The organism is Photobacterium makurazakiensis, from assembly GCF_050336715.1.
Classification (GTDB): domain Bacteria; phylum Pseudomonadota; class Gammaproteobacteria; order Enterobacterales; family Vibrionaceae; genus Photobacterium; species Photobacterium makurazakiensis.
Map to the genome: position 1 here is coordinate 26,325 of NZ_JAKJSJ010000015.1, position 26,834 is coordinate 53,158.

Sequence of the window (26,834 nt, forward strand, 5' to 3'; positions counted from 1 at the left end):
GGCAAACCCTCTCTATTATCGAAAGGGTTTTGCTGGTGTTGTTGCGTATTATTTACCGCAGCACTTCTTGAATTTTTTACCGCTGTCACATGAACATGGGTCATTTCGGTTTGGCGTTTTTTTAAATACCGTTGTTTTTGGCTTGTTAATTATGGTTTCAAGTTCAGCCATGTTTTCCTCGGCTTCACTGTCTACGATGATAACGGCAAACAATTGGTGCTGTTCTAGTAGCGCTTCAACTTCAGCTTTCTTTTCTTCGCTGTTCACCGTCAAAGGAAGAGGGTTAGTTTCAGTTCCTAACTTTGCCGCTCGTTTTGTGTTGTAGCCATAGCTTTCATGCTTAGGTTTTTTTTCGATGCGGCCTTTAAAGAAGAATTTTGACATGTCGTGATCCTGTATCGCGAAGTAGTGCTAAAAGGTGTTCGCTAGCGCGAAAGGTCGCGATATTAGCTCCTTACTTACACCGCTGCAAGTCTGTGACGGTGAGAAATCACGTCATCAACCTCTAAGTTATTCATTATAAGCATCATAACAATGGTACTGATGAAGATTTAGGCACAATCGCGATAGATAACGGATTAAGGATCACAGGTTCGTTACCACACTATTGAGTGGTTGTTGAATCATGATTACTGTCCTATCGTAGAATAATGAAAAGCTTAAATTTTCTTGATGAGTTATTGCAGGGAGGCGTAGATGATAAAGCGCATGTCATCAACCATGATGATGTTATTGGTAACAGGCTCTATACATGCAACAGAGGTGATAGAGACAACATCATTAGTCGGTTTCGGTGAAGCAAAGTACGCTAGCGATTTTACCCATTTTGATTATGTTAACCCCGAAGCACCAAAAGGTGGCCAAGTTACCTACGCGCAAGTCGGGACGTTTGATAGTTTTAACCGCTATGCGTCTCGCGGGGTGTCGGCAGCAGGTAGCGATACGATTTACGATACGCTGTTTGTGCCATCCAGTGATGAAATTGATAGCTTTTACCCGCTAATAGCCGAGAAAGTCCGCTATGCAGATGATTATAGCTGGATGGAAGTTGATATTAACCCTAAAGCTCGCTTCCATGATGGTGAACCCATAACAGCGAGCGATGTTGCTTTTACCTTCGATAAGTTTATGGCTCAAGGGGTTGCGCAATATAAAGTCTATTTTAAAGATGTGAAATCAGTGAGCGTTAAATCAGCGCTGACAGCCCGCATTGAAATGGCAACGCCTAATCGCGAAGTATTACTCGCGATGGTACAGGGCATGAATGTATTACCCGAGCACTATTGGAAAGACAAAGACTTAAGCCAACCATTAAACACGCCTCCTGTTGGCAGTAGTGCTTATAAGATCTCCTCTTATAAAGCAGGCCAAAGTGTCACTTATTCATTGGTTGATGATTACTGGGCTAAAGACTTAGCCGTGAATGTTGGCCGTAATAACTTTAAAACGATTCAATATGACTATTACCGTGATGAAACGGTCACCTTAGAGGCATTTAAGGCGGGTGAGTATGATATTCGTGAAGAAAATGTCGCCAAGTTTTGGGCAACTATGTACCAAGGTAATAACTTTGATAAAGGTTACATTGTAAAAGAAGAAATCTCCCACCAGATACCGCAGTCAATGCAAGCCTTTGTGTTCAATACGGAAAGTCCATATTTTAGTGACCCTAAAGTGCGTGAAGCGTTGTCATATGCCATGGATTTTGAATGGATGAACAAAAGTCTGTTCTATAACCAATACAACCGTACTCGCAGTTACTTCCAAAACACAGAATATGAAGCGACAGGTTTACCTTCGAAAGGTGAACTCGAGGTTTTGGAGCCAATAAAAGATAAAGTGCCAGCGCGAGTGTTTACAGAAAGCTATGAGCCACCAGTGACTGATGGTAGTGGCCGTATTCGGGTTCAGCTACGTAAAGCCTTAGCGTTAATGAAAGAGGCGGGGTGGGAAGTACAAAATAAAGTTATGACGAATGTCGAAACAGGCGAAACCTTTAGCTTTGAACTTCTTATGTATAGCCCAACTACAGAGCGTTTAGCGATACCGGTACAGAAGAACTTGAAGTTATTGGGTATCGACATGAAGTTAAGAACGGTTGATACCACACAGTATATTAAGCGTCTACGAGACCGTGATTTTGAAATGGTTTCTGCGGGATACAGTGCAAACTCCTATCCGAGCCCGAACCTGTTAATTGCTTGGAATAGCCAGTTTATTGATAGCACTTACAATACTGCTGGAGTGAAAGACCCATCTATTGATTATCTAACAGAGCAAATCGTTAAAAATCAGGAAAACCCAGAAAAGTTATTAGAGCTTGGCCGAGCGCTTGACCGAGTATTACAGTGGAACTTTTTTGTGATCCCACAATGGCACATCAGTAAGTTCCGTGTAGCAAGTTGGGATAAATTCTCGCGTCCTGAGTTACGCCCTAAGTACAACTTGGGTAAAGATACGTGGTGGATTGATCCTGTGAAGGCAGCCAAATTACCAGAGAAACGCCGTTGAGTTGTGCGCTATACCAGATGTATAGCGTAAGAAAGAAGTTGATGGTCGGTCTGTTATTGAGTTAGCTGATTCGACCTTCTATTGTTGCGGTTTGATGTTTGTTTTTGATGTTTGTTATTGATGCTTTTTATTAATATTTAAGCAAGGGAATTATGTCCGCCTATATTATTYGCCGATTGTTACTGGTTATTCCCACACTGTGGGCAATTATCACGATTAACTTTTTCGTGATTCAAATTGCCCCTGGTGGGCCAGTTGAACAAGCGGTTGCTCAGCTGGAAGGCCATGGGTCTGGCATCATGGAGCGATTTACCGGAGGTGGGCAAGAAGTTGGCAGTTTAGAGCCTTCAGATAACGGCTCTGGCTATCGAGGCTCGCGAGGCTTAGACCCTGAAGTTGTTGAGGCAATTAAGAAACAATTTGGTTTTGATAAACCAATGCATGAACGCTACTTCGACATGCTCAAGAACTACGCAACATTTAACTTTGGTGAAAGTTTGTTTAAAGGCGGCAATGTTATTGATTTAATCATTGAGCGTTTGCCTGTCTCTATTTCATTAGGGTTATGGAGCACGTTAATTATTTACCTTGTATCTATCCCCCTTGGTGTAGCAAAAGCAATTAAGCATGGTTCACGTTTCGACGTTTGGAGTAGTGCGATTGTTATTATTGGCTACGCCATTCCAGGCTTTCTATTTGCGATCATCCTTATTATCTTCTTTGCGAGTGGCAACTATTTCAGCTGGTTCCCATTGCGAGGCTTAGTCTCATCTGGCTTTGACCAAATGAATTTATTCCAGCAAGTCGTGGACTATTTTTGGCATTTAACGTTACCGATCATTGCCATGGTCATTGGCGGTTTTGCCACACTTACAATGCTGACTAAAAACTCATTCCTTGATGAAATTAACAAACAGTATGTCGTAACAGCACGTGCAAAGGGCTTGGATGAACGTAATATTCTTTATCGGCACGTATTTAGAAATGCAATGCTGATTATTATTGCGGGTTTTCCTGCTGCGTTTATCAGTATCTTTTTCACGGGTGCAATGCTGATTGAAGTCATGTTTTCACTGGAAGGTATCGGCTTGTTAGGATTTGAATCGACCATTCAACGTGATTACCCTGTGGTGTTTAGCTCTTTATACATCATGACGTTACTGGGGTTGTTATTAAATATTATTTCGGATATTACCTACACATTGGTCGATCCACGCATTGATTTTGAGGCTCGTTAGTGAAAATGAATCCATTAACCAAGGAACGTTGGAGTCGATTTAGAGCCCATAAAAGAGGCTATTGGTCGCTTTGGATCTTTGCTTTCTTATTTGTGATCACGTTATTTGCAGAGATCATCGCCAATGATAAGCCCCTGGTGATCAATTTTCAGTCAGATTGGTATTTCCCAATTATTGAACAGTACTCAGAAACAGAATTTGGCGGAGAATTCGATGCTGAAGCGGATTATACCGATCCTTATGTCGCTGAGTTGATCGAGGCGGATGGCTACATGATCTGGCCGATCATCCGTTTTAGTTACGACACCATTAATTATGACTTAACAGGACCAGCCCCTTCGGCACCAGACAGTGTTAACTGGTTAGGAACAGATGATAAAGGACGTGATGTCTTAGCTCGGATAATTTATGGCTTTCGAGTCTCGGTACTATTTGGTTTCGCGTTAACAGTAATATCAACCGTCATTGGCGTTATTGTTGGGGCTTGTCAGGGTTACTACGGTGGCTGGGTAGATCTATTTGGACAGCGATTTATCGAGGTGTGGTCTGGCATGCCGACCTTATTCTTGCTGATTATTTTATCGAGTTTTGTTGAACCTAATTTCTGGTGGCTGCTTGGTATTATGGTGCTTTTTAGCTGGATGGGGTTAGTCGGTGTGGTAAGGGCTGAGTTTTTACGTTGCCGTAATCTTGATTATGTCCGTGCGGCGCAAGCACTTGGTGTTGGTGATGGTCGCATTATGTTACGCCATATGCTGCCAAATGCCATGGTTGCGTCGCTGACTATGATGCCGTTTATTTTAAGTGGTTCGGTAACGACATTAACCTCGTTAGATTTCCTTGGCTTTGGTTTGCCAGCAGGCTCTCCGTCATTAGGCGAGCTGCTCGCTCAAGGTAAAACAAACCTGCAAGCGCCTTGGCTGGGCTTATCGGCTTTTGTTGTTCTTTCTATTATGTTGAGCTTACTGGTGTTTGTCGGTGAAGCCGTACGTGATGCATTTGATCCCCACCATCAGAGATAAATTATGTCGAAACCAATACTGACAATCGAGAACCTCTCGGTGGGTTTTCAAAGTGGAAAAAGCATTAACCAAGTCACTCAAGACGTCAGCCTTGCTATCCATAAGGGAGAAACCCTCGCGCTGGTGGGCGAAAGTGGTTCAGGTAAATCGGTAACGGCAAATGCGATCCTTCGCTTACTGCCTAAATCATCAGCCCGTTACCTTGATGGGCATGTTAAGTATGATCAGACTGATATGATGACTTGCAGCGAGCGGGAGATGCGGCGTATGCGGGGTGATCGGATCGGGATGATATTCCAAGAGCCGATGATGTCACTGAACCCACTACACAAAGTCGGACGTCAGTTATGTGAAACTCTGGCGATTCATCGGGGTACACGGCAGCGTGAAGCGCAAAAAAAAGCACTTGAGTGGCTTAAAAAAGTCGGCATTCGTAATCCAGAGAAAAGATTAGAGTCGTACCCCCATGAACTATCAGGTGGTGAAAGGCAGCGGGTAATGATTGCGATGGCGTTGATTAATGAGCCAGAGTTACTGATTGCAGATGAACCGACTACAGCGTTAGATGTCTCTGTGCAAGCGCAGATCCTTGATTTACTCAAAGACCTTCAGCAAGAGCTGGGGATGGCAATGCTGTTTATTACCCATGACTTAAGCATTGTTCGAAAAATTGCCGATAGGGTAGCGGTAATGCAACTTGGGAGAGTGGTTGAAACTAACACCAAAGACGAGGTGTTTAATAACCCACAAGATCCGTACACCATTAAGTTGATCAATTCAGATCCTACGGGGGAGCCAGTACCTGTTGATATGAATGCTAAGCCAGTGTTTAACGTGAACGATTTATGTGTGTGGTTCCCGATTAAAGGCGGGATATTAAAACGCGTTCAAGGGCATATCAAAGCCGTAACTGATGTGAGTTTCTTACTTCGAAAAGGCCACAGTGTTGGGCTCGTTGGGGAAAGCGGGTCAGGCAAGTCGACGACAGGTATGGCAATTCTAAAGCTGTTAGACAGTGAAGGTCATATTGAGTTTGATGGCCAGGATATTTCTCGGTTAAGCCGTAAAGAAATGCTCCCGTTTCGTAGTAAGCTGCAAGTTGTTTTTCAAGACCCATTTTCGGCACTAAACCCGCGCATGTCTGTGGCTCAAATTATTGGTGAGGGACTAAAAATTCATAAGTCGCTCACACCAGAGCAAGAAGAGCAGGTGATTTGCGATGCAATGAAGGAAGTAGAGCTTGATCCTGCCACCCGGCATCGATACCCAAATGAGTTTTCAGGTGGCCAGCGTCAACGCATTGCGATTGCACGCGCAATTGTACTCAAGCCCGAATTCATTCTTTTGGACGAACCCACATCGTCATTAGATAGAACCGTTCAGTCTCAGGTATTAGATCTATTGAAATCGCTTCAGCATAAACATGGGCTTAGTTATTTGTTTATCAGCCATGATCTTAATGTCGTAAAGTCGTTATGTCATTACACGTTAGTATTGAAACAAGGGCAGGTTGTTGAGCATGGCGATACGGAAACTTTATTCACTCAACCTAAACAAGCATACACACAGCAATTAGTTTCATTAACAGCTGGGTAGCTGGTAATACCACTTTTAAATGGTTAATTATTGTGTCAGGGGTGGGTGTTTTTAGAGCGATTTTTTCGTGCTTGACTATTATTTCAGCATTCCGATGTTTTACCTATCAATCCTATAGGTAAAACCTACTATCACTTTTGTTAGTTAGTGATAGTATCGTGCGAAATTAATAAAATGAATAACTTGCCCTGATGGAATCAGGTGAGTGGGAAAGCATTATGGTCAAGCCTGAAAATAATTGTATTGTCATCTTCGGTGCGTCGGGTGATTTAACCCATCGCAAGTTGATTCCAGCCTTCTATCATCTTTATGCCAACGGATTACTCTCAGAAGAGTTCGCCATTTTAGGGGTTAGCCGAACGCATTATTCTGATGAAGAGTTTCAGCAGAAGCTGAAAGCGTCATTAACCGAAAACGAAAAGGTCGACTCTGACACTCTTGAAGCCTTTTGTCAGCGGCTTCATTATCAAGCGATTGATACATCAGATGTTGAAGATTACGCAAAGTTAAAACATCGCCTTGATGAAATAGAAACGGTTTATCAAACTCAAGGTAATACCACCTTCTATCTAGCAACTCCCCCAAGTCTTTACAGCGTTATCCCTCAGAGTCTAGCGGCTCACGGCCTGAATACCGAACAGAATGGTTGGAAGCGTTTAATCGTTGAAAAGCCATTCGGTTATGATCTTGCCACTGCGGAGCAGCTAGATAAAGATCTCCATGCTCATTTCCAAGAACACCAAATCTACCGTATCGACCACTACCTAGGTAAAGAAACAGTCCAAAACCTTCTGGTTTTCCGTTTTGCCAATGGTATGTTTGAACCTCTTTGGAATCGTAATTTCATTGATTATGTTGAAATTACCGCAGCGGAATTCCTTGGGGTAGAAGAGCGTGGTGGTTACTACGATGGTGCTGGCGCGGTTCGTGACATGTTCCAGAACCACCTGCTTCAAGTATTAGCCATGGTTGGTATGGAGCCACCTGCAGCAATCAATGCTGATACGATGCGTGACGAGGTGATGAAAGTTTTCCAGAGCTTGAAACCGTTATCTGACAACGATTTAAAAAATAACCTCGTCTTGGGGCAATATACGGAGTCTGATGTACGTAATGATCATCTAGTCGGCTATCGTGAAGAACCTGGTGTAGCAGAAGATTCTCGTACCGAGACGTATGTCGGCTTGAAGATGTTTATCGACAACTGGCGTTGGAATGGTGTGCCGTTCTATGTACGTACTGGTAAGCGTCTACCTACTCGGGTAACGGAAGTTGTTATTCACTTCAAGAAAACACCACATCCCGTATTTGGTGCTAATGCGCCTGAAAATAAACTGATTATTCGTATTCAGCCTGATGAAGGCATTTTAATGAGTTTCGGTCTTAAAAAGCCGGGTGCGGGCTTTGAAGCTAAAGAAGTGTCGATGGACTTTCATTATGAAAGCCTAGAAGAAACCCATATGCTTACCGCTTACGAGCGTTTGTTGCTAGATTCGATGAAAGGTGACGCTACGTTATTTGCCCGTACCGATGCGGTGAAAGCGTGTTGGAAGTTCGTTGAACCGATCCTGCAATACAAGCAAAACCCAGAGCACCTATATGGATACGCTGCGGGTACATGGGGCCCTAAAGAAGCCGATGAATTGCTGTCTGGCGATAATCGTGAATGGCGTTTCCCATGTAAAAACCTGACGAATACAGATTACTGCGAGCTATAAGTAAATGAATTACCAAGTATTTGAAAGCTCAGCAAACGTTGTTGAAGCGCTTGCTGAAAGCCTAAAGGAATATAGCCAGCTAGGCCGTCCTGTACATATCTCATTATCTGGTGGTAGTACACCATCACAGTTATTCTCATTTCTAGCTGGTTCAGACTATGCGACGAGTATTGAGTGGGCGAATTTACACTTCTGGTGGGGTGATGAGCGTTGCGTAGCACCTGACAACGAACAAAGTAATTACGGTCAGGCAAAAGCGCTTTTATTTGACCATATTGCTATACCTGCGGAGAACATCCACCGTATTCGCGGTGAAGAGTTCGCGGCAATGGAAGTAATTCGCTTTGCAGAAGAAATGCAATCCGTTATACCGGAAGAAAACGGTGCACCAGCGTTTGATTGGGTGTTGTTAGGGATGGGCACAGACGGTCATACAGCATCGTTATTCCCTGGGCAAACTGATTATAAAACAACAGATATTGCTGCCATTGCTGCACATCCAGAATCACGTCAAATTCGTGTTACCAAAACGGCACATTTGCTTGAAAACGCAAAACGCATCACATACTTAGTACTTGGTGCTAGTAAAGCTGATGTTTTAAAAGAAATTGTCGAACAAGCCCCAGCCGCTGATTTATATCCAGCAGCGAAAGTGAAAGCCAAAACGGGCATCACAGAATGGTATTTAGATTCAGAAGCAGCCAAAGAGCTGGCATAAGGAGAAGTAAATGAAAGCTGATATTGGTGTTATCGGACTAGCTGTAATGGGTCAGAACTTGATCCTTAATATGAACGATAACGGATTCAAAGTTGTGGCTCATAACCGTACTGCTGCTAAAGTAGACGAGTTCCTAGAAGGCCCAGCTAAAGGGACCAACATTGTTGGTGCTTACTCTCTAGAAGAGCTCGTTGAGAAGCTAGAAGCGCCACGTAAAGTGATGCTAATGGTTCGTGCTGGTGACGTTGTAGACACGTTCATCGACAAGCTTGTACCACTTCTGGACAAAGGCGACATCATCATTGATGGCGGTAACACTAACTTCCCAGACACAAACCGTCGTGTTGAAGCGCTACGTGAGAAAGGTATCCACTTTATCGGTACTGGTGTTTCTGGTGGTGAAGAAGGCGCTCGTTTCGGTCCTTCAATCATGCCTGGTGGTTCCCCTGATGCATGGCCACATGTTAAACCTATTTTCCAAGGTATTGCAGCGAAAACTGACGCTGGTGAGCCTTGCTGTGACTGGGTTGGCAACGACGGTGCTGGTCACTTCGTTAAGATGGTTCACAATGGCATCGAATACGGTGACATGCAGCTGATCACTGAAGCATACCAGTTCATGAAAGATGGCCTAGGTATGAACCACGACGAAATGCAGGCTGTATTTGCTGACTGGAACAAAACTGAGCTAGACAGCTACCTAGTAGAAATCACTGCTGACATCCTTGGCTACAAAGATGAAGATGGTGAAGCGCTAGTAGAGAAGATCCTAGATACTGCTGGCCAAAAAGGCACAGGTAAGTGGACGGGCATCAACGCATTAGACATGGGTATCCCACTAACGCTAATCACTGAGTCTGTATTCTCTCGCTGCCTGTCTGCACTTAAAGACCAACGTGTTGAAGCTGAGCAACTGTTCGGTAAGACAGTCTCTCCAGTTGAAGGCGACAAGCAAGAGTGGGTTGATGCAATCCGTCAAGCGCTACTCGCTTCTAAGATCATTTCTTACGCTCAAGGTTTCATGCTAATGCGCGAAGCGTCGAACGAAAATGGTTGGGATCTAAACTACGGTAATGTTGCACTAATGTGGCGTGGTGGTTGTATCATCCGCTCTGCGTTCCTAGGCAACATTCGTGATGCTTATGAAGCAAACCCAGAGATCGCATTCCTAGGTTCAGATGCTTACTTCAAGGGCATTCTAGACAACTGTATGGTTGCATGGCGTAAAGTGGCTGCTAAGTCAATGGAATCGGGTATCCCAATGCCGTGTATGACGTCTGCACTAACGTTCCTAGACGGTTATACGACAGCTCGTCTTCCTGCTAACCTACTTCAAGCTCAACGTGACTACTTCGGTGCTCACACTTATGAGCGTACTGACCGTCCACGTGGTGAGTTTTTCCATACGAATTGGACAGGTACAGGCGGCGATATTTCATCAACAACTTATGATGTGTAACGTTTAACTGTATTAGGTTATTCATAATAAAACGCAGGCTTCGGCCTGCGTTTTTTATTTATAAAATAAAAATGTCATATCTTATTTCAAGCTCAAGTATATTATGCTGGTAGCTTCATATGATCGATAATTTAACACTATGTCTATAACTCGCGAGTCTCTTCTAGAAAAACGTAAAAGTAGATTTATGTCTCTAATTTTAGTTAGTGTTAGGTGAAAATTGTGATGCTCTAAAGGTTTTTAGGTTTGTTTGCTTGTTTATTGTGCAATTTTCCTGGCTGAATTTTCCTGAAAAATGGTCATATAGGCCAATAATTTCATTATATCCAGTTTAAATATCAGTTTGTTGTTTAAATGTTGCTGTATCGTGCTGGTAATCACGTTGAATTGAGTGACAAAATAAAATCCTTAACAAAACACTTACAATTTGCTTATTATACTGACGAAGCATTAGCCAAGCAGACAGGGAGTTATTAATGCAGTCGTTAGTAGATTTTTTAAATGGAATAATTTGGAGTCCGGTACTGATTTATTTGTGCCTAGGCGCCGGTTTGTTTTACTCCATCACAACACGTTTCGTGCAAATTCGTCACTTCAGAGAGATGTGGCGACTATTGTTATCAGGTAAAAGTTCAGCACAGGGTATTTCCTCTTTTCAAGCATTAGCCGTTTCCCTTTCTGGACGAGTTGGTACTGGTAATATCGCAGGTGTTGCTGCGGCTATCGGTTTCGGTGGACCAGGTGCAGTCTTTTGGATGTGGGTAGTTGCATTTCTTGGTGCAGCAACTGCATACAGCGAATCTGCTCTGGCTCAGATCTACAAAGAAGAAGATGAAGACGGTCAGTTCCGTGGTGGTCCCGCCTATTACATTGAAAAGGCGATGGGTCAGAAGTGGTATGCATGGGTTTTTGCTATCGCGACTATCTTCGCTTGTGGTGTACTACTTCCAGGTGTTCAATCCAACAGTATCGGTAACGCGGTTGAAGCGGCATTCGGTACTGGCGGTATGATTGAAACAACCATTGGTACGTTTAGCCTTGCAAAAATTGTAACGGGTGCCTTTGTTTCAGTGATTCTGGCATTCATCATTTTTGGTGGCGTTAAACGTATTGCAAGTTTCACACAGATTGTTGTGCCATTTATGGCATTGGCTTATATCATTATCGCGTTCATTATTATCCTACTAAACATCAATATGGTTCCAACAGTGTTCGGAATGATTGTTGGTGATGCATTTTCGCCAATGGCTGGTGTTGGTGCTGCAATTGGTTGGGGTGTTAAGCGTGGTATTTACTCTAACGAAGCTGGTCAAGGTACAGGTCCTCATGCAGCAGCTGCTGCAGATGTCCAACACCCTGCACAGCAAGGTTTAGTTCAGTCGTTTTCAATCTATATTGATACATTGCTAGTATGTTCCGCGACGGCCTTTATGATTATTATCACTGGTGCTTATAACGTACACGGTGGTGCTGAAGGTGTGTTCTTGGTTCAGAACCTTGCGTCTGATATTAGTGCTAATGGTCCTGTGTTTACACAGATGGCGATTGAAAGCGCGATGCCAGGTATCGGTAAACCGTTCATTGCATTTGCTTTGTTCTTCTTTGCCTTTACTACCATTCTGGCTTACTACTACATTGCTGAAACCAACATTGCGTATATCCGCCGTACTGTGAAAGTACCGGGTATGATGTTTATTCTGAAAATTATCCTAGTTGCTTCTGTGTTCTACGGTACTGTGAAAGCGGCGAACTTAGCATGGGCAATGGGTGATGTAGGTGTTGGCCTAATGGCATGGCTAAACATTGTCGGTATTTTGATTATCTTCTTCCTATCTAAGCCAGCGCTAAAAGCACTGAAAGATTACGAAGAGCAGCAGAAAGCTGGTGTTAAAGAGTTTACCTTTGACCCTGTTAAGCTAGGCATCAAAAATGCTGACTACTGGGAAAAGAGACTGAAAGGTGGATCTCAGCCAGTTGCTGATAGTGGTGATGAGCAGGGAGAGCCTGTAAAACCAACGGCATAGATTAATAAAGTACATGTTGCAAAGGGTTAGCTTCGGCTAGCCCTTTATTATTTTCTGGGTATAGGGCTTTCTTGGAGTAGACTTTCTCGGAATAGGCTTTCTAGGGATGCATTTTCAAGGAATGTGATGTTCAGCCAGTAAATCACATTGACCTTGGTGTTAGCTCCAACCTTTATGGTTAGTTGGTCAATCACAACCATAAAGGTCATTAGAATGATTAAACGTACACTTGCTGCCCTTGTATTCGCGTCACTTTCAACCACGGCACTTGCTGCCAATGATACAACTGCAACGTCTCTTTTTACTGATGCTGAAAAACAAGAAATTGGTAAAGTGGCAATGGAGTACTTAGTAAACAACCCAGAAGTACTTATCGCTGCAAGTAACGAGTTAAAAGCTCGCGAACAAGCACGAATGAATCAGATGCAAGTTGAGCAAGCTGTGAAGCTTGAAGCGGCATTGCTTGAAAATGAAACCACGCCTTTTGAAGGCAGTAAGGACGCGAAAGTTGCAATCATTAAGTTTTTAGATTACCAATGCTCGTACTGTATTAAAGCATCACCTGTCGTTGAGTCTGTGCTTGAAGCAAACTCTGACGCTAAGCTACTAGTGAAAAACTTCCCCGTTTTAGCCAAGCGTTCTCCGCTATCAAATACTGCAGCGCAAGCGAGTCTTGAAGTCTTTAAGCAGCAGGGAGAAGAAGGGTTTACAGCTTTCCACCATAGCATGATGGAGTCAGCGCAGCAGGGCAATCCATTAACTGAAGAAGTACTTTTAAATTTGGCGTCTGAAGCCGGCGTTGACATGAAAATAGAAGATTTAAGTGCATGGTCAGATGAACTAACTAAGTCTGTAAACTTGGCACAGCAACTTGGTTTCAGTGGTACGCCTGCGTATGTTGTTATGCCGACATCAGGCGCGTCAATTGACAATGTGACAGTACTTGGCGGTTATGTAGAAGCCGATAAGTTGCAGCAAGCGGTAGAGCTAGCACAGCAGTAATATTTATCAGCCTTATAATAATCTGGTGAAGAAATAAAAAGGGCTAGCGTATGCTAGCCCTTTTTTACGACTGATAAAGCGATGAAAGCAAGTTATGCGGTAGCATGTGCTTGGTAAGCCGAACGTTCGCTGTTTAGGCCTTTAATCAGGCTGACACACATTAACAATAAAACAAATGTAAAGGGCAGTGCGGTTGTGACAACACCTGACTGCAGCGCTTGTAGCGCTTCTGCACCACCAATCCAGAGCATAGCGCCAGCGATAGCCCCCTCAACGGTTGCCCAAAAGATTCTTTGCGGAACGGGGGCATCTATCTTACCGCCAGATGTAATACTGTCGATAACCAGCGAGCCAGAATCTGACGAGGTGATGAAGAATATCAACACTAATAGAATTGAAAGAACTGAAAGAACAGAACCAAACGGTAACGCATCATAAACATGGAAAAGCGTCAGCGAAATATCATTTAAACCATTAGCACCAAGTTCGCCAACTTGATTCATTAGTTGGTCAATTGCGATTCCGCCGAAAATTGCCATCCAAACGATAACCACTAATGAAGGAATAAAGATGACGGCAGTCAAAAACTCACGAACTGTTCGACCCTTGGAAATACGGGCAATAAACATGCCTACAAATGGTGACCATGAAATCCACCATGCCCAATAGAATACTGTCCAACCGTGCATCCACGTTGTATCTTCTCGCCCATGTGGGTTACTAAATGCAACAATGTTTTCTACATAGGCCATAAGCGTTGAAGGCACTGAGCTTATAACAATATCAAAGCTAACGTAGGCCACGAAAATGAGCAAAGCAAATGCGAAAAACATATTCACTTTACTCAGCATTTTCACACCGTGATCAATGCCGCGAATAACGGAAAAAACAGCAATTAAAGTAACAAATGCAATCACCGCTAACTGCATGCCAATGCCACCATCAGTACCAAAGACGTGATTAATACCACTTGTCGCTTGCTGAGCGCCTAAACCAAGAGAGGTTGCTAAGCCAAATAGCGTAGCCAACACCGCCATGATATCAATGGTGTGACCCAGCCAGCCCCATGCTCTATCACCAAAAATTGGATAGAAAACAGAACGAATTGATAATGGCAATCCTTTATTATAAGCAAAAAAAGCGAGTGATAATGCAACGATTCCATAGATTGACCAACCGTGAATACCCCAGTGGAAAATCGTCGCGCCCATTGCTAACGCTTTTGCTTCTTCAGTATATGGTTCGACATTGAAAGGCGTTCCCCACCAATCAGTAAAATAAGCTGCTGGCTCGGCGACCCCCCAAAAAAGAAGGCCAATACCCATTCCTGCTGCAAATAGCATCGACAACCAAGATGCTGTGGAGTGTTCTGATTTGGCCTCTTTACCACCAATGCGGATTTTGCCAAATGGAGAGAAAATCAATGCTAGCGTGAAAAGAACAAAGAAGTTGGCTGACCACATGAAGAGTGAATCGAAACTCTCAATGATGCCATTTTTTAAGCTATTTAACGCATCTTTTGCTGTGCCAGGGTCAACAATGATGAGGGTCGTCAGGAAGAAAATGATCAATCCTGCGCTGATGCCGAATACTGGGTTATGTATATCAAAACCCCATTTTTGTATGTTGTCCTGACCAACTTGATAGTCGGTCGTGTCAATACTGTATTTTTTAAATTTACTATCCATAAATAAACGTAAACGTTTTATCCTTAATGGTTTTTTGCTGAAAACTGAGAGGTTTAATGGTTATTATCTAATAATATGATTAGACCTCTAAGCAAATTTTTCGGTGGTATGGTAACAATATAAGGGTGTGATCACAAATACTCTTAATTTTTGCATAGTTGTTACTGTTGAAGTGGGGTGGGGATTTGGTGGGATGTTATGAGGACTAATCAATTGTGGTCTAATGATTTGGCTTGATGACTTGTTGCAGTGATTTGTGTTGTGGTAAACGATATTGATGCATTTCTTTGGTGAAATGTTACCGCTTGGCGGAGGGGAACCCGTGCGTGTATGGCGTTTAACGAAGCGGTAGGCGAAAAGAATTGAAGGGTGTGGGGTACTGTTTTATTGGCTGCAGGTATTATCACCTGCAGCTGTGTTGTTGCTTGAGTATAAACGGAGTCTGATTTTACTTATCAGCAAATCGGGCATCAAAAGGTGATAGTTCGTTCCCGCTTTGCACTGTTAAAGGTTGGTATAAGTCTGGTCGTCGCCCACGGATCCATCGTCGACCAGTACACATCTCTAGCTCCTTTGCTTTAAGATCAGCAATGACCATATCATCTTCAAAGCTGTCTGATTCTGCGATTGTTTCACCATATGGACTTAGGATCATTGCATTGCCAGTACGTACCTCATCTACATCCACGCCAACACCATTGCTGAAAATAAGGAACATTCCGTTGTCGTGTGCTCGTGCTGGCAACCAGCGCATCAACCATTGGCGTCCGTTGCTACCTTGCATCTCTGCACGAATCGCATCAGGGTCAATTTTACGGTTATACCAAAGCTGAGGATCAATCCCTTTCATTGCATTCGGGCTTCGTGATTGGCATCCCCCGGTTTGATGAGGAGCAATGAGGATATCGGCACCTTTCAATGCGGTAATACGTACATTTTCAACCAAGTTGTTATCCCAACAAATAAGAATACCCACACGACAGCCATGAGGGGTGTCGAATACGGTGTAGTCGCTGCCACTATCCATATGTTTACTAACAAAAGTATGGAGTTTACGGTGCTTGGCAATGGTTCCATCTGACATGGCGAATACAAACGTATTATAGAGTTTCCCGTCATCGTTTTTTTCAATCAGGCCAGCGCCGATACTCATCCTAAACTTAGTTGCAAGCGCCTGTAAATATTGAGTGGAATTACCTTGTGGCACCGGCTCTGACAGTGCTTCGATGTCAGCTTTCTCGAGTTTAGACACATGCCAATAGCCTGTTATACACATCTCTGGAAATACGATAATTTCTACACCTTGCTGTGACGCTTTTTCTACATAGTGTTGGATGACAGAGAGGTTATAGTCTTTATCGCCAGCATGGTGGTTAAACTGGACGGAAGCAACGCGTACATCTTTCATTATAAGGCTCCTGATTAACATGAAACGTGATGGAGCCAGTTTAGAAAAAAACACTCATTCCTTATAATGAATAAAATTCTTATTTTAATGAGCTAATGGAATGGATATCGATCAGCTTCGAGCTTTTTGTCAGTTAGCAGAAGATAGTAATTACCGGGTTGCGTCTGAACACCTTTTCATCACGCAGTCTGCATTAACGAAAAAGATTCAACGGCTTGAAGAATATATGGATGCAGCGCTGTTTGAGCGGGGAAGGCATGGTGCTGCGTTAACGCAAGTTGGTAAAACCTTGTTACCTGAGGCGAGGCGTATGGTTACGCACTTTGATAGCTTTAAGTCGTTATCACGTTCTGTTGCAGAGGGGACGCAAGGTTACCTCAATATCGGCTTTGGTATTTCAACATACCATCAGGCACCACAATGTATTGCCGCATTTAAGCAGTGTTACCCGAACGTACATATCACATTGAATGATACGCCATCACWATATCAAATAGATTCATTGCTATCAGGCGATCTTCAACTTAGTTTCAATCGCTTACCTGTTGACCTGCCACTTAAAGGGATACCTCTTTGCACCGATAAGCTTGTCATTGCGGTACATCAGGATGAGTTGGTTGACGAAAACGATTTATGGTCATCACTTTCTCGTCTTGATTATTTGCGGCTCAACCCCGCACGAGGTCCAGGCCTTAGCCAGTATATTGAACGATTTCTATATGAATCAGAACAGACATTGAACGTTGAGCAAGAAGCTGATGACATACTAACGCTTCTTGCACTGGTATCGGCTCGACTGGGTTATACCATCGTGCCCTCAAGCACGAAGGCAATCAGCCCTGTGAATATTCGTTTCATTACGTTAAATGGTGATTATACGGTGTGGGATATAGGGTTGATATGGAACGATAGGTTGTCAGACCCAACGCGTGAGAAGTTTATACAGCTTGTAAAAGACAGCTCCCAATAGGGAGCTGCCGCAAAGTTAACGGTTAAACAACAAACTTATTCAAGACTGAATCTTGCTCTTTCACTTTTTGTGTTTGTGCCTTTAAGGCTTCTTCTGCCCCTTGAGCTGCTGTGGCAACTTCGACGCTGAGTTCCTTGATATTAAGTGTGTTGGTATTAATTTCTTCTGCGACCAAGCTCTGCTCTTCAGCTGCGGAAGCAATTTGCAAATTCATGTCGTTTATCTGTTGAATCGCATCGCTTATTTTAATTAATGCGCCATCGGCTTCTTTAGATTTGTCCACTGTTGTTACCGCAGTGTGCTTACTTTGCTCCATGACGGAAACGGCTGACTGTGCGCCAGATTGCAGCTGTTCAATCATTTGTCGAATTTCAGTGGTTGATTGTTGGGTACGGTGAGCGAGTGTCCGAACTTCATCGGCAACAACGGCAAACCCACGTCCAGACTCTCCCGCACGCGCTGCTTCAATTGCTGCGTTTAAAGCCAGTAAGTTGGTTTGATCGGCAATTTCATTAATTACCTTTAAGATTGATTCAATATTACCAGTCGATCTTTCAAGTTGAAGTACAACCTCAACCGCATCATCAATTTGTTGGGATAGTTCAGAGATAGCTACAGCGGTATGTGAAACAATCTTTCCGCCATCTTGAACGGCGACGTCAGCTTGCTGAGCTGCAGTTGCTGCGCCTTGTGCATTATTGGCAACTTCACCTGATGTGGCGGCCATTTCATGCATTGCCGTGGCAAGCTGGTCGAGCTCTTTTAACTGTGAAGCCATGGCAACTGTAGATTGTTGAGCACCTACAGCATTTTGTTCTGTGCCTGCGAGGATATCATTGCTCAGTGATTTTGACTCAATGATAAGGTTTTGAATTTTCTCGCTGAAAGCATTAAAGCCTTTGGCAAGTGCGGCAAACTCTTCATCGGTATTGGTATCGAGACGGCGGGTTAAGTTCCCTTGACCTGTTGCGACATCTTCAATTGCAGTATTAAGGTTGGTTAATGGTCGCATTAATACTTTAATTAGTAATAACAACGCAATAATACCAGCTAGAAGGGAGACTAAAGAGTAGATAATGGCCTCTGTGCGAAGCTGGTTTACGGCAGCAAATGCGCGCTGTTCATCAAGAATTGCACCAATATACCATTCCTGTCCGGCAATTTTAGTAAAGGATAGCTTGCTTGGTGCGCCGTTTAACTCAATGTTTTTCATTTGTGTGGAAATTGAGTGCTCACCAAGGAATGATGACATCGGTTTTCCATTGTAATCGCTGTTTGGGTGGGCAATAACAGTGCCTTTTTCCGAAACAATGAAGAGATAGCCAGCATCGAATAAATTGATTTGGTTAACTAACTCAGCCAAGCTAGTCAGGGGCATATCAAAGAAGATCGCGCCTTGGAATTGATTATTAGTCATTAAAGGACTGGCAATTGAGACTAGCAACTCATTGGTGACGGCATCGGTATAAGGAGCCGTTATAATGACATCACGTGCTTGTTTACTATCGATGTACCACGGTCGAGCACGAGGCTCCCAATTTTCACCCGGATTCCAGTTAGGATCGTTGCTGGTGAAGCTGCCATCATTTTCAAACCCTAGCCCAGTAAGCACAAATGATTGCTTAACAATCGGCTTGTCAATTACGGAGTGAATGCTCTCCAAGCTCAGATCATCACTCACCATACTTGCAATATAGGTAGCGAGTGATTTACTGCTCGAAAGCTCTGCATTAACCGTATTGCTCACACCGCTGACAATCTCATTCGTGCTTTGGGTGATATGAGATTCGATGTATTTTTTGGTATTGAAATATTGGTTGATGGATAGCAACGACAAGGCTGCTAATAGTATTGCTGATGAAGTAGCAACAACTTTATAACTGAACTTCATACGATCCCTCTAAAGTACAGGTGGTTAGTTTGTATATTGTGTCGGCATGGTAACAAAAGTGTTAATGATAATTCTATAATATTGTGAACTGGCGCATTAATTTTTTGGGACTAGCTAGCAATGCCATAGGGGGGAGTGGATAAATCGAACGAGTCTGCTGTTAATTCGCTAGAACAAAGAGAAAAAAGGTAGCTTACGCTACCTTTTCGTATCAGAGGAGTATCGGGTAAGCCAATTAGTCGATTAGACCGTATTGCTCACGAAGCACTTCGACAATTTCTGCTTTTGGATTTTCGCTAAGAACGATCTTTTGACCCGTTACTTTTTCCGCAATCCCAGTGTAAACCTTCGATACTTCCATCAATGCTTCAACCGGGAGCTCATTTTCGCGTGCTAAGGCGAAACGTTCTTCCATGCGATCTTTATTTAATAGAATGTCTGGATCAGGGAAGTGGTTAAGTAACATCTGGCGAAAACCTTCTTTTGAGTTTTCGACAATCTTGCCGTCACGGTAAGCGGATTCATCCCAGATGCGAGAAGAGTCTGGTGTACCTACTTCGTCCATGTAAATCAGCTTTTCCTGACCTGCAGCATCGGTGACGTAGCCAAACTCAAACTTGGTATCAACAAAGATTTGATTGATATCTTCAAGTTCTTTGCTGATCACATTGAAGCCTTCCTGCAATAGCTTCTCGTAGTGGGCTATATCATCCGTGCTACGGAAATTGAATGCTTCATAGTTCGCTTCAAGATCGTGGCGAGTGACGTTGACATCATCTACTTCAGGTACATTTGGAATACCTTTTAAGATCCCTTTGGTTGAAGGGGTCATGAGTAGTTCAGGTAACTTCTGATCTTTTTTCAGGCCTTCTGGCAGTTCAATACCACAGAAGTTACGCTCACCTTTACTATAAGCACGCCACATTGAGCCAGTAATGTACTGACGACAAATCGCTTCAACCATAACGGGCTTAGCTTTCTGAACAATCCAAACAAATGGGTGGGGAATATCAAGAATATGACTGTCAGCTAATCCGTTTTCACGGAATAACTTGAACCAGTGGTTTGAAATCGCGTTTAAGGCAGCCCCTTTTCCCGGAACACCTTTTAAGCCACCTTCACCGTGCCAGATACAGTCAAATGCAGAAATACGATCACTGATCACCATGATAGCAAGTGGCGCATCAGGTTTGACGTTGTATCCTTTCTCTTCGATTAGGCGGCGGCTGTCGGCCTCAGTTAACCAGTATACAGAACGTACCTTACCACTGTGAACGGGTTTGTCGGTACGGATTGGCAGGTCATCATTTACAGCGAGAACTTGATCAGCAAGGCTCATGGCGAATTCCTATTTCAGAAGATAACGAAGAAAGCATGTTAACGCAGGGTAAGTTGCCCAGTACGCAACGAATTTTAGGCGATAATAGCAGAAGAATCGTAGCCTTTCAGCAAGAAAGGCAAACGATTGCGCAAAATAATRTTACACCGATATGAGAATATGGTTTAACTGCTCGAATTTTCTTCACGAGCAAAGCAAGAACTGTGGCAGAATCACTATCCTGTTTTCTTCCCGTTAGGCCTGTTATGACCCGTTACACCACTGAACAATCAGCATTCATACAACATCAAGATGGCAATGCACTTTGTATCGCAGGGGCGGGGACAGGGAAAACCACCACACTGGTTGGGTTAATTGAACAAAAACTTACCACCATAAATGCTCAAGAAATGCTGGTAATGATGTTTAATCGGGATATTCGTACCGATTTTCAAGCCAAACTACAGACGGCTGGCATAGAGCAGCCTGTACCTGTGCATACATTTCATAGTTTTTGTTTGAAGTTTCTTAACCAAACCGGTTTTTTGCGCGACACAGGTTTTCGTGTCGATTATCAAAGTGGTGAGAGTGATAAGGCGTTAGTGAAGGGGATTCTTCGAGAGATTGCAGGTCTTGAGAAAACCTATCAACGACAGCAGGTTATTAAAGATCCGAAAACCATTGAACTGCTGCTGAGTTTCATTGGCTTGGTGAAGGCATACATGTTGTCGCCTTATGAAGTTTTCAAGTTGGCAGAAATAAACCGTGATTACCTGTTTATCATCGATGGTTATGAAAAGTTTGAAGAGTTGAGAAAGCAGCAGCGTACTTTGTTCTTCGATGACTGGTTGGTTGAAACAGTAAAGCTACTGGAAGGTAACGATGCGATTCGCCAGCATTACCATCAGCACTGCAAGCTGGTGGTTGTTGATGAATTTCAGGATATTAACACGGCGCAATACCGCTTACTCAAACAGTTGTTGGGCGATAACACACAGCTAGTGGCTGTGGGTGATATTGACCAGTGTATCTACAAATGGCGCGGAAGTGCCCCGCAGTTTATGCTGGATTTTGATGAGAGCTTTGCTCCAGCCAAAACCTACACCTTGTCGCAAACCTTCCGTTTTGGCCATAGCCTTGCACTTGCGGCAAGCCATCTTATTGCTAATAACAAGCAGCGCTTCAGCGATTTCTTAACAACATCTTGCGAGGGTGTGAAAGATACTCAAGTCATTGAATGCGGTTCAGCTCGGCAGGTGGGGGAAGTCGCCCAATCTATTCAAGATTACCTTCAAGATGGTGGTAAACCGTCTGAGGTTGCCATTCTGGTCCGTCGTTGGTCTCAAACCCTGTTATTTGAGTTGGCGTTTCTTAGTAAGAAAGTGCCATACCATATGCCAGTGCCTTCGGTATTAGCGAATAGTCGAGAAGTAAAGTTATTGATGGAATTGATGGCGCTAGCAACGGGGCGTTTTCAAGAGCAAGCACCACAACAAAAATCTGCCTTGTTATTCAGTGTTATGGGTTTTCCACATTGTTATGTCCCAAATAAAACCTTGAAGCCATTATGTGAGCAATTAGCGGGTATGGAGCCGACGGCATGGCTGACATTTATTGGCCGTTATGAAAAAGCTAATCCAACGCTTAAGTTGGAAACCTTAACCGAGCGTCTTGAACTGCTGGCGCGGCTTATGCGTAAAGGCAGCCTTAAAGCGGCAGATGTTTATAAACAATATCGAAAAGAAAGTGGCCTCGATACTTGGATTTGGAAAACTGAAGCGACAGCAAGCGAAATAGAAGAAGCAATCGAGCGGTTAGACAGTGTAAGTACCGTGCTCGACAGTATGGATCAAGACTGTGCTAAAGCGCTGCAATATTTCGAGTACTACACCTATCAGTCAGGGCTTCAGAATGGTTCAAGTAAAAATAACGGTCAACAAGGCGAGAATGCACAAGAGAGTGTTCAATTAACCACAATTTTCCGAGCTAAAGGCTGCGAATACGAGCAGGTGCATTTACCGTTCTGGGATAAAGATGCTTTCCCATACATGAACAAATCGTCAGGTAGTATTGGTGCCGATATTGAGGAAGAGCGCCGGTTGGCCTATGTCGGCATGACAAGAGCTAAACAAAAGGCATGTATTTATTATTCAGCGCCAGAAAAGCCGTCAGCGAAAGTAACGAACGCCAGTCGCTTTGTGATGGAGTCAAAGGTGACGATAGCGCAAGAACTTGGGCCGAAGCTGTATAGCGAAGGGGAGCTACCATTTTATCGCAGCCCAGTCGTGGAAGAATATTGTCGACGTTTAGGTCGGGCTGAAGATGTAGTGATACCAAAAACGTCGATTTACAGTGAAGCGCAAAACATTGCTGATAATAACTACAGTTACAAATGGGCATTAATGCAGCCGTTGCCAGATAATGCAGACAAGGTAATTACTGCGATGGTACGAAGCAAAACCGCTAAATATCTTGATACTGAAATTAGCCGGATTATCCGTGAGCTAAAAGCGGCAAGCGAGACTAAGAAGAAGGTATTGGTTAATCGTTTAATAGTTGCATCGAATGCTCGGAGTCGAGTAAGGCGTTAGATAAACAAAAGCCGTTGTTATACAACGGCTTCCTTTTTATACTGACTAGTATTTGTTTCTCTTCCGAGATTAATTATTATTTTTTATTCACTGCTTTGTGTAGCCAATAGTCTGCACTTACATAACGACCACCGCCGTAGAAGAACAAGACAAGTAGCATAACGAAGTAGGTAATTGAGAACTCCATACCGTTATTAAGGATCACTGGGTCACCTAGTTCAGTAATGTAGTTATAACGACCTGGGAAGTTTTCAGCTAGCCAAATGATAAAGTTATTAAAGCGTGCCGCCGATTCCATATCGTTTGAAGCAATGGACAGCCAACCGTGGCTCCAGTGAACCATGGCACTGGCAACAGTCATTACCACCATCATCGGAATCGAAATTAAGCGGGTAAATAGCCCTAACGCAATACAGATTAAACCAGAGACTTCTGTTGCAGTGGCTAAGAATGCTAATAATTCAGGAAAAGGTAAGTTTAAGCCCCCCTCTGCTTTGGACGAGGCAAAAAACTCAACGGTACCGTTGAACCCAAGCACTTTTGAATGAGCACCTTCATATATTACAGGTAATAAAAATAGTCTTACGCCTAATAGTGCAATAAAGTCGAAGCGTTTGCATTTTTCAAAAATGCCATCAAAGAATGAACTGATTTTTTGGATCATGATTGATCTCCTATTAAATATTGATTAGAGCTAATTAGCGAATTTATATATCCGATACTTCTTTGACTCTAATAAGATCTGTTTGGTTAAAGTGTTTAATCCAATTAACGATGCTGTTAATTGGTAAGTAATCATTAACGTCGCTATTTAGTACCTCAAAACGGATAGATTTATATTGGTATAACGATGCCAATATAAGTCGGTCGTTTGTGGTCAACGGCTGCGATAAAACCTGATGCATTGTATTTCGATAAACAGCATAAGCTTGTAGTGGCTCATTTTCATTAATGAAATCAATCTCATTATTTTTAATATGAAATGGCACTTCAATAAGCTGCAATGTTGGGTTTATTTCAATTTCGCAATTAAATAGCCATTCAGCAGAGAATGATTTTGGTAATTGCACTGCTGGTAACGTGACTCTCTCGGCATTAATTTCCGTGTTGAAGACAACCCATTCATATTCCAATACAGTAACGTGCTGTGAGGGCAATGTACGGTTTTCAGATTGCACAAAGCGTACAAACTCAGTCGCAATATGGTGGAACTCAGGCTCTACTGCTTGGCTGCGTAACAGAAAACGAGTGACCCAATCCTCCATAGTAGTTTCAGTTATTAATTGACTGAACAAAGGAAATGTTTGGGTGACAACACTGTGCACATTGCTTCTAATGAACTCATGATATTGCGAAATACTCTTTGCCTGAGGTGTGTGTGTATGACGTACACCGTCAGCGAAAGTTTGCATTAATATCTGCATATTGTTGGGTGGACAATGCATCTGACCTACCTAGGTGTTTTGGCGACTAGAAGTCACTGCGTAATCATAAATATGAGTTAGCTCATCTGTAAGCTCTTCTAAAGAGGGAACGAAATGATCTCGCTCTAATAACATTGCACGCGGGCCGTGGTGATCAATCACCTCTTTAGCGAATTCAATGACATCATTCGTTACTTCTTTTCCATGCGTATCGAGCAAAGAGTTATCATCTTGTTTTAGATGTCCAGCGATATGGAAATAACGGATGGCATCAGATGGTAGCCCCTTTATCATTTCCAATGCGTCATAAGTATGATTGGTTGCATTAACATAGGCGTTATTAATATCAAGCAACAGTTCACAATGTGTATTTTCAACTAACCGTGAAAAGAACTCAGCTTCTGGTATATCACCAGGGTAGTTGTAGTAATACGATATATTCTCTAATACCAATGGACGCTGTAATATATCCTGTACTGTATTGATCCGATCTGATAAATACATAAGGTTTTCTTTATGCCGAGGTATCGGAAGTAAATCATAAAGATAACCATTTTGGTCACGAGAAAAACTTAAATGCTCGCTGTAAATATCAATATTATAACGGTCAAGAAATACACCAACTTGCTTAATAAAGTCTATATTCAAAGGCTGAGTATCACCAATGGATAAACTTAGACCGTGGGCAACCAAAGGGTATTTTTCTGCAATCGCATCGAGTGCTTCTTTTTTCATTCCACCAAGATTCATCCAGTTCTCTGGTGCAAGCTCAAGAAAGTCTATCGATTCGTGACTCGGCTGCTGAGAGAGCACATTCATGTGCTCGCTGCGCAAACCTATCCCTTTGCTAAACGGTGTTATTGCCCGCATAACCCACCTGCACATTTACCTGGTTGTGCCACATTCGCTTTAGCTGGTGCTAAACCTTGGCCAGATATGCCGCATTTACCATCACGTGAACGCACTAATTTGTCTTGTGGGTCTGAATTAAGCTCAACTTTGGCAAAGATTTTTTCAGTACCACATTTACCACTTGCACATTTACCGCCGTTATTGCTGCTCGCTTCTTTTACGACAGGAGCGCTTTCTTGTGGCGAGGCCTGTACAGCAGCGGTGTTAAAAGCCAGTACTGATGTCATTGCGATAGATAGGGCGATTTTATTGTTCATTGCTATGCTCCGTGATTGCACTCATTGGATAACTTGATAGGTCGCGACCAGCGTAAACAGGGCCGTTGTAGTATTTTTTGACAATCTCAATGTCTTCATCTTTTAACACTAAGCCTTTACCCATCCAGTGGTTAAGTACCAACATTTTTGGGTTGACGGCTTGAGCAATTTTGCCAACGGCAGAAGGCGTTGCATGCATGAAGGCTGAGATCGCATCTGCGCTTTCATCAATAGCCATTGGCATGACTAACATGTCAGCGCCTTGGGCAAAGTCGATAAAGCTTTCATCGGTGCCGTTTTGGTCGGCTGAAATAACAATGACACCTTGGTCGGATTCGATACGGTAGGCCACTGTTGGTACATCACCATGAGGAATACCTTTGGCGTAAATGGTCAGGCCGTCTTCTTGGTATACCTTGGTAGGTTCTGTTTTTTGATAGTCAACATCTTGTAGTGATACGGGGAATAGACCATCACTGCCATCGTAGATCCCATTTAGGTAGGCATATGCGCCTTTATCATGGTTAAACAGTGCATCCATGTAATTGGTTAGGCTAGGAAATGGTTGACTTCCTGTTGGCCCAGCAATGGCTAAGGTAGATGTACGGTTAAAGAAGTAGCCGCCTTTAAGAAGGGCGGGTAAGTCAGTGACATGGTCGGTATGAAAGTGGGTAACACCAAGGAAGTCTAACTCTTCCATGCGGGAGCCTGACTGACCTAAACGTAAATACACACCTGCGCCAGCATCAATTAATATTTTAGATTTACCTTTCCACCAAATTACTTCACCAGAAGATGCACGTGCATCATCAGAGATTGGGCCGCCAGAGCCTAGAAGTTGTAAAGTGAAATCGGTATCAACAGGTTTTAATGGAATGGCATAAGACATGCTCGAAGCGATGGATAAGCCTGTCGCAACAAGTATTGTTTTAAGTTTGAATTTCATAGCACATACCTTTCTAGTTCAAGAGAGCTTTGTCGGATGCATGCAATAAACAGGGTTTTATTGATGTCGGTCAAAGCGTGGGGCTAAGATAAGAGATATGTGTATTTAAGTATATTTGATTGTATTTAATTACTCGTTAAA

At 43.1% G+C, this 26,834-nt stretch carries 21 protein-coding genes; 11 read left to right on the forward strand and 10 right to left on the reverse strand.

The genetic code is table 11. The features are described from left to right. Positions 1-48 precede the first annotated feature (48 nt). Positions 49-384, reverse strand: a complete 336-nt coding sequence (locus L4D09_RS07375; protein WP_428456847.1) for a PBPRA1643 family SWIM/SEC-C metal-binding motif protein — start codon at positions 382-384, stop codon at positions 49-51. Between the two features lie 324 nt (positions 385-708). On the opposite strand from L4D09_RS07375, the gene L4D09_RS07380 reads away from it, so the two are divergent. The 9 genes from L4D09_RS07380 to L4D09_RS07420 all read left to right on the forward strand — a co-directional run bounded on the left by L4D09_RS07380 (position 709) and on the right by L4D09_RS07420 (position 13,288). After that, entirely contained in the window at positions 709-2,511 is a 1,803-nt protein-coding gene (locus L4D09_RS07380) for an extracellular solute-binding protein (RefSeq protein ID WP_428456925.1), read from the forward strand. 152 nt (positions 2,512-2,663) lie between these two features. Beyond that, on the forward strand, positions 2,664-3,749 hold the full coding sequence (locus L4D09_RS07385) for a microcin C ABC transporter permease YejB (protein ID WP_428456848.1): 1,086 nt from the start codon (positions 2,664-2,666) through the stop codon (positions 3,747-3,749). 5 nt (positions 3,750-3,754) lie between these two features. Beyond that, positions 3,755-4,771 carry an ABC transporter permease gene (locus L4D09_RS07390; protein ID WP_428456926.1) on the forward strand — a complete coding sequence of 339 codons (1,017 nt, stop codon included), beginning with the start codon at positions 3,755-3,757 and terminating at the stop codon, positions 4,769-4,771. 3 nt (positions 4,772-4,774) lie between these two features. Further along, complete coding sequence (locus tag L4D09_RS07395; protein WP_428456849.1) at positions 4,775-6,367, forward strand: ABC transporter ATP-binding protein; 1,593 nt, start codon at positions 4,775-4,777, stop codon at positions 6,365-6,367. A gap of 218 nt (positions 6,368-6,585) precedes the next feature. After that, complete coding sequence (zwf, locus tag L4D09_RS07400; RefSeq protein ID WP_428456850.1) at positions 6,586-8,085, forward strand: glucose-6-phosphate dehydrogenase; 1,500 nt, start codon at positions 6,586-6,588, stop codon at positions 8,083-8,085. A gap of 4 nt (positions 8,086-8,089) precedes the next feature. Beyond that, positions 8,090-8,803, forward strand: a complete 714-nt coding sequence (gene pgl, locus L4D09_RS07405; RefSeq protein WP_428456851.1) for a 6-phosphogluconolactonase — start codon at positions 8,090-8,092, stop codon at positions 8,801-8,803. Between the two features lie 10 nt (positions 8,804-8,813). Then, positions 8,814-10,262 (forward strand): decarboxylating NADP(+)-dependent phosphogluconate dehydrogenase, encoded by a 1,449-nt coding sequence (gnd, locus tag L4D09_RS07410; protein ID WP_428456852.1) that lies wholly within the window; start codon positions 8,814-8,816, stop codon positions 10,260-10,262. Positions 10,263-10,738: 476 nt separating this feature from the next. Further along, positions 10,739-12,286, forward strand: coding sequence for an alanine/glycine:cation symporter family protein (locus L4D09_RS07415; protein ID WP_428456853.1), 1,548 nt, complete (start codon positions 10,739-10,741; stop codon positions 12,284-12,286). 213 nt (positions 12,287-12,499) lie between these two features. Further along, positions 12,500-13,288, forward strand: a complete 789-nt coding sequence (locus tag L4D09_RS07420) for a DsbA family protein (protein ID WP_428456854.1) — start codon at positions 12,500-12,502, stop codon at positions 13,286-13,288. A 92-nt stretch (positions 13,289-13,380) separates the two neighbouring features. Here the strand turns inward: L4D09_RS07420 and L4D09_RS07425 are convergent, their stop codons facing one another. Both L4D09_RS07425 and L4D09_RS07430 read right to left on the reverse strand, forming a co-directional pair. Beyond that, positions 13,381-14,976, reverse strand: a complete 1,596-nt coding sequence (locus tag L4D09_RS07425) for a BCCT family transporter (protein WP_428456855.1) — start codon at positions 14,974-14,976, stop codon at positions 13,381-13,383. Between the two features lie 448 nt (positions 14,977-15,424). Further along, on the reverse strand, positions 15,425-16,384 hold the full coding sequence (locus tag L4D09_RS07430; protein ID WP_428456856.1) for a nitrilase family protein: 960 nt from the start codon (positions 16,382-16,384) through the stop codon (positions 15,425-15,427). 100 nt (positions 16,385-16,484) lie between these two features. Here L4D09_RS07430 and L4D09_RS07435 point away from each other — a divergent pair, with 100 nt between their 5' ends. Further along, positions 16,485-17,354, forward strand: coding sequence for a LysR family transcriptional regulator (locus L4D09_RS07435; protein ID WP_428456857.1), 870 nt, complete (start codon positions 16,485-16,487; stop codon positions 17,352-17,354). Positions 17,355-17,376: 22 nt separating this feature from the next. On the opposite strand, the gene L4D09_RS07440 is transcribed toward L4D09_RS07435, so the two are convergent. Next, the gene (locus L4D09_RS07440) at positions 17,377-19,245 is read right to left on the reverse strand and encodes a methyl-accepting chemotaxis protein (RefSeq protein ID WP_428456858.1); all 1,869 of its coding nucleotides are present in this window, start codon (positions 19,243-19,245) and stop codon (positions 17,377-17,379) included. A gap of 235 nt (positions 19,246-19,480) precedes the next feature. Then, positions 19,481-20,584, reverse strand: coding sequence for a phosphoribosylaminoimidazolesuccinocarboxamide synthase (locus tag L4D09_RS07445; RefSeq protein WP_428456859.1), 1,104 nt, complete (start codon positions 20,582-20,584; stop codon positions 19,481-19,483). A 203-nt stretch (positions 20,585-20,787) separates the two neighbouring features. Between L4D09_RS07445 and L4D09_RS07450 the strand changes: the two genes are divergently transcribed. Continuing rightward, entirely contained in the window at positions 20,788-23,154 is a 2,367-nt protein-coding gene (locus tag L4D09_RS07450) for an ATP-dependent helicase (RefSeq protein WP_428456860.1), read from the forward strand. 76 nt (positions 23,155-23,230) lie between these two features. Here L4D09_RS07450 and L4D09_RS07455 read toward each other — a convergent pair whose 3' ends face one another. Genes L4D09_RS07455 through L4D09_RS07475 form a run of 5 tightly spaced genes read right to left on the reverse strand, consistent with a single transcriptional unit; the run spans position 23,231 to position 26,693 of the window. Next, positions 23,231-23,818, reverse strand: a complete 588-nt coding sequence (locus tag L4D09_RS07455; protein ID WP_428456861.1) for an HvfX family Cu-binding RiPP maturation protein — start codon at positions 23,816-23,818, stop codon at positions 23,231-23,233. Positions 23,819-23,861: 43 nt separating this feature from the next. Next, positions 23,862-24,566 (reverse strand): HvfC/BufC family peptide modification chaperone, encoded by a 705-nt coding sequence (locus L4D09_RS07460; protein WP_428456862.1) that lies wholly within the window; start codon positions 24,564-24,566, stop codon positions 23,862-23,864. 42 nt (positions 24,567-24,608) lie between these two features. Next, a complete protein-coding gene (locus L4D09_RS07465; RefSeq protein ID WP_428456863.1) occupies positions 24,609-25,448 on the reverse strand; it encodes an MbnB/TglH/ChrH family RiPP precursor modification enzyme in 840 nt (279 codons plus the stop codon). Further along, positions 25,436-25,747, reverse strand: a complete 312-nt coding sequence (locus L4D09_RS07470; RefSeq protein ID WP_428456864.1) for a hypothetical protein — start codon at positions 25,745-25,747, stop codon at positions 25,436-25,438. The genes L4D09_RS07465 and L4D09_RS07470 overlap by 13 nt, the downstream gene beginning before the upstream one ends. Further along, the gene (locus L4D09_RS07475; protein ID WP_428456865.1) at positions 25,737-26,693 is read right to left on the reverse strand and encodes an MBL fold metallo-hydrolase; all 957 of its coding nucleotides are present in this window, start codon (positions 26,691-26,693) and stop codon (positions 25,737-25,739) included. Before L4D09_RS07475 ends, L4D09_RS07470 begins: the two co-directional genes overlap by 11 nt. Between the last annotated feature and the right edge of the window lie 141 nt (positions 26,694-26,834).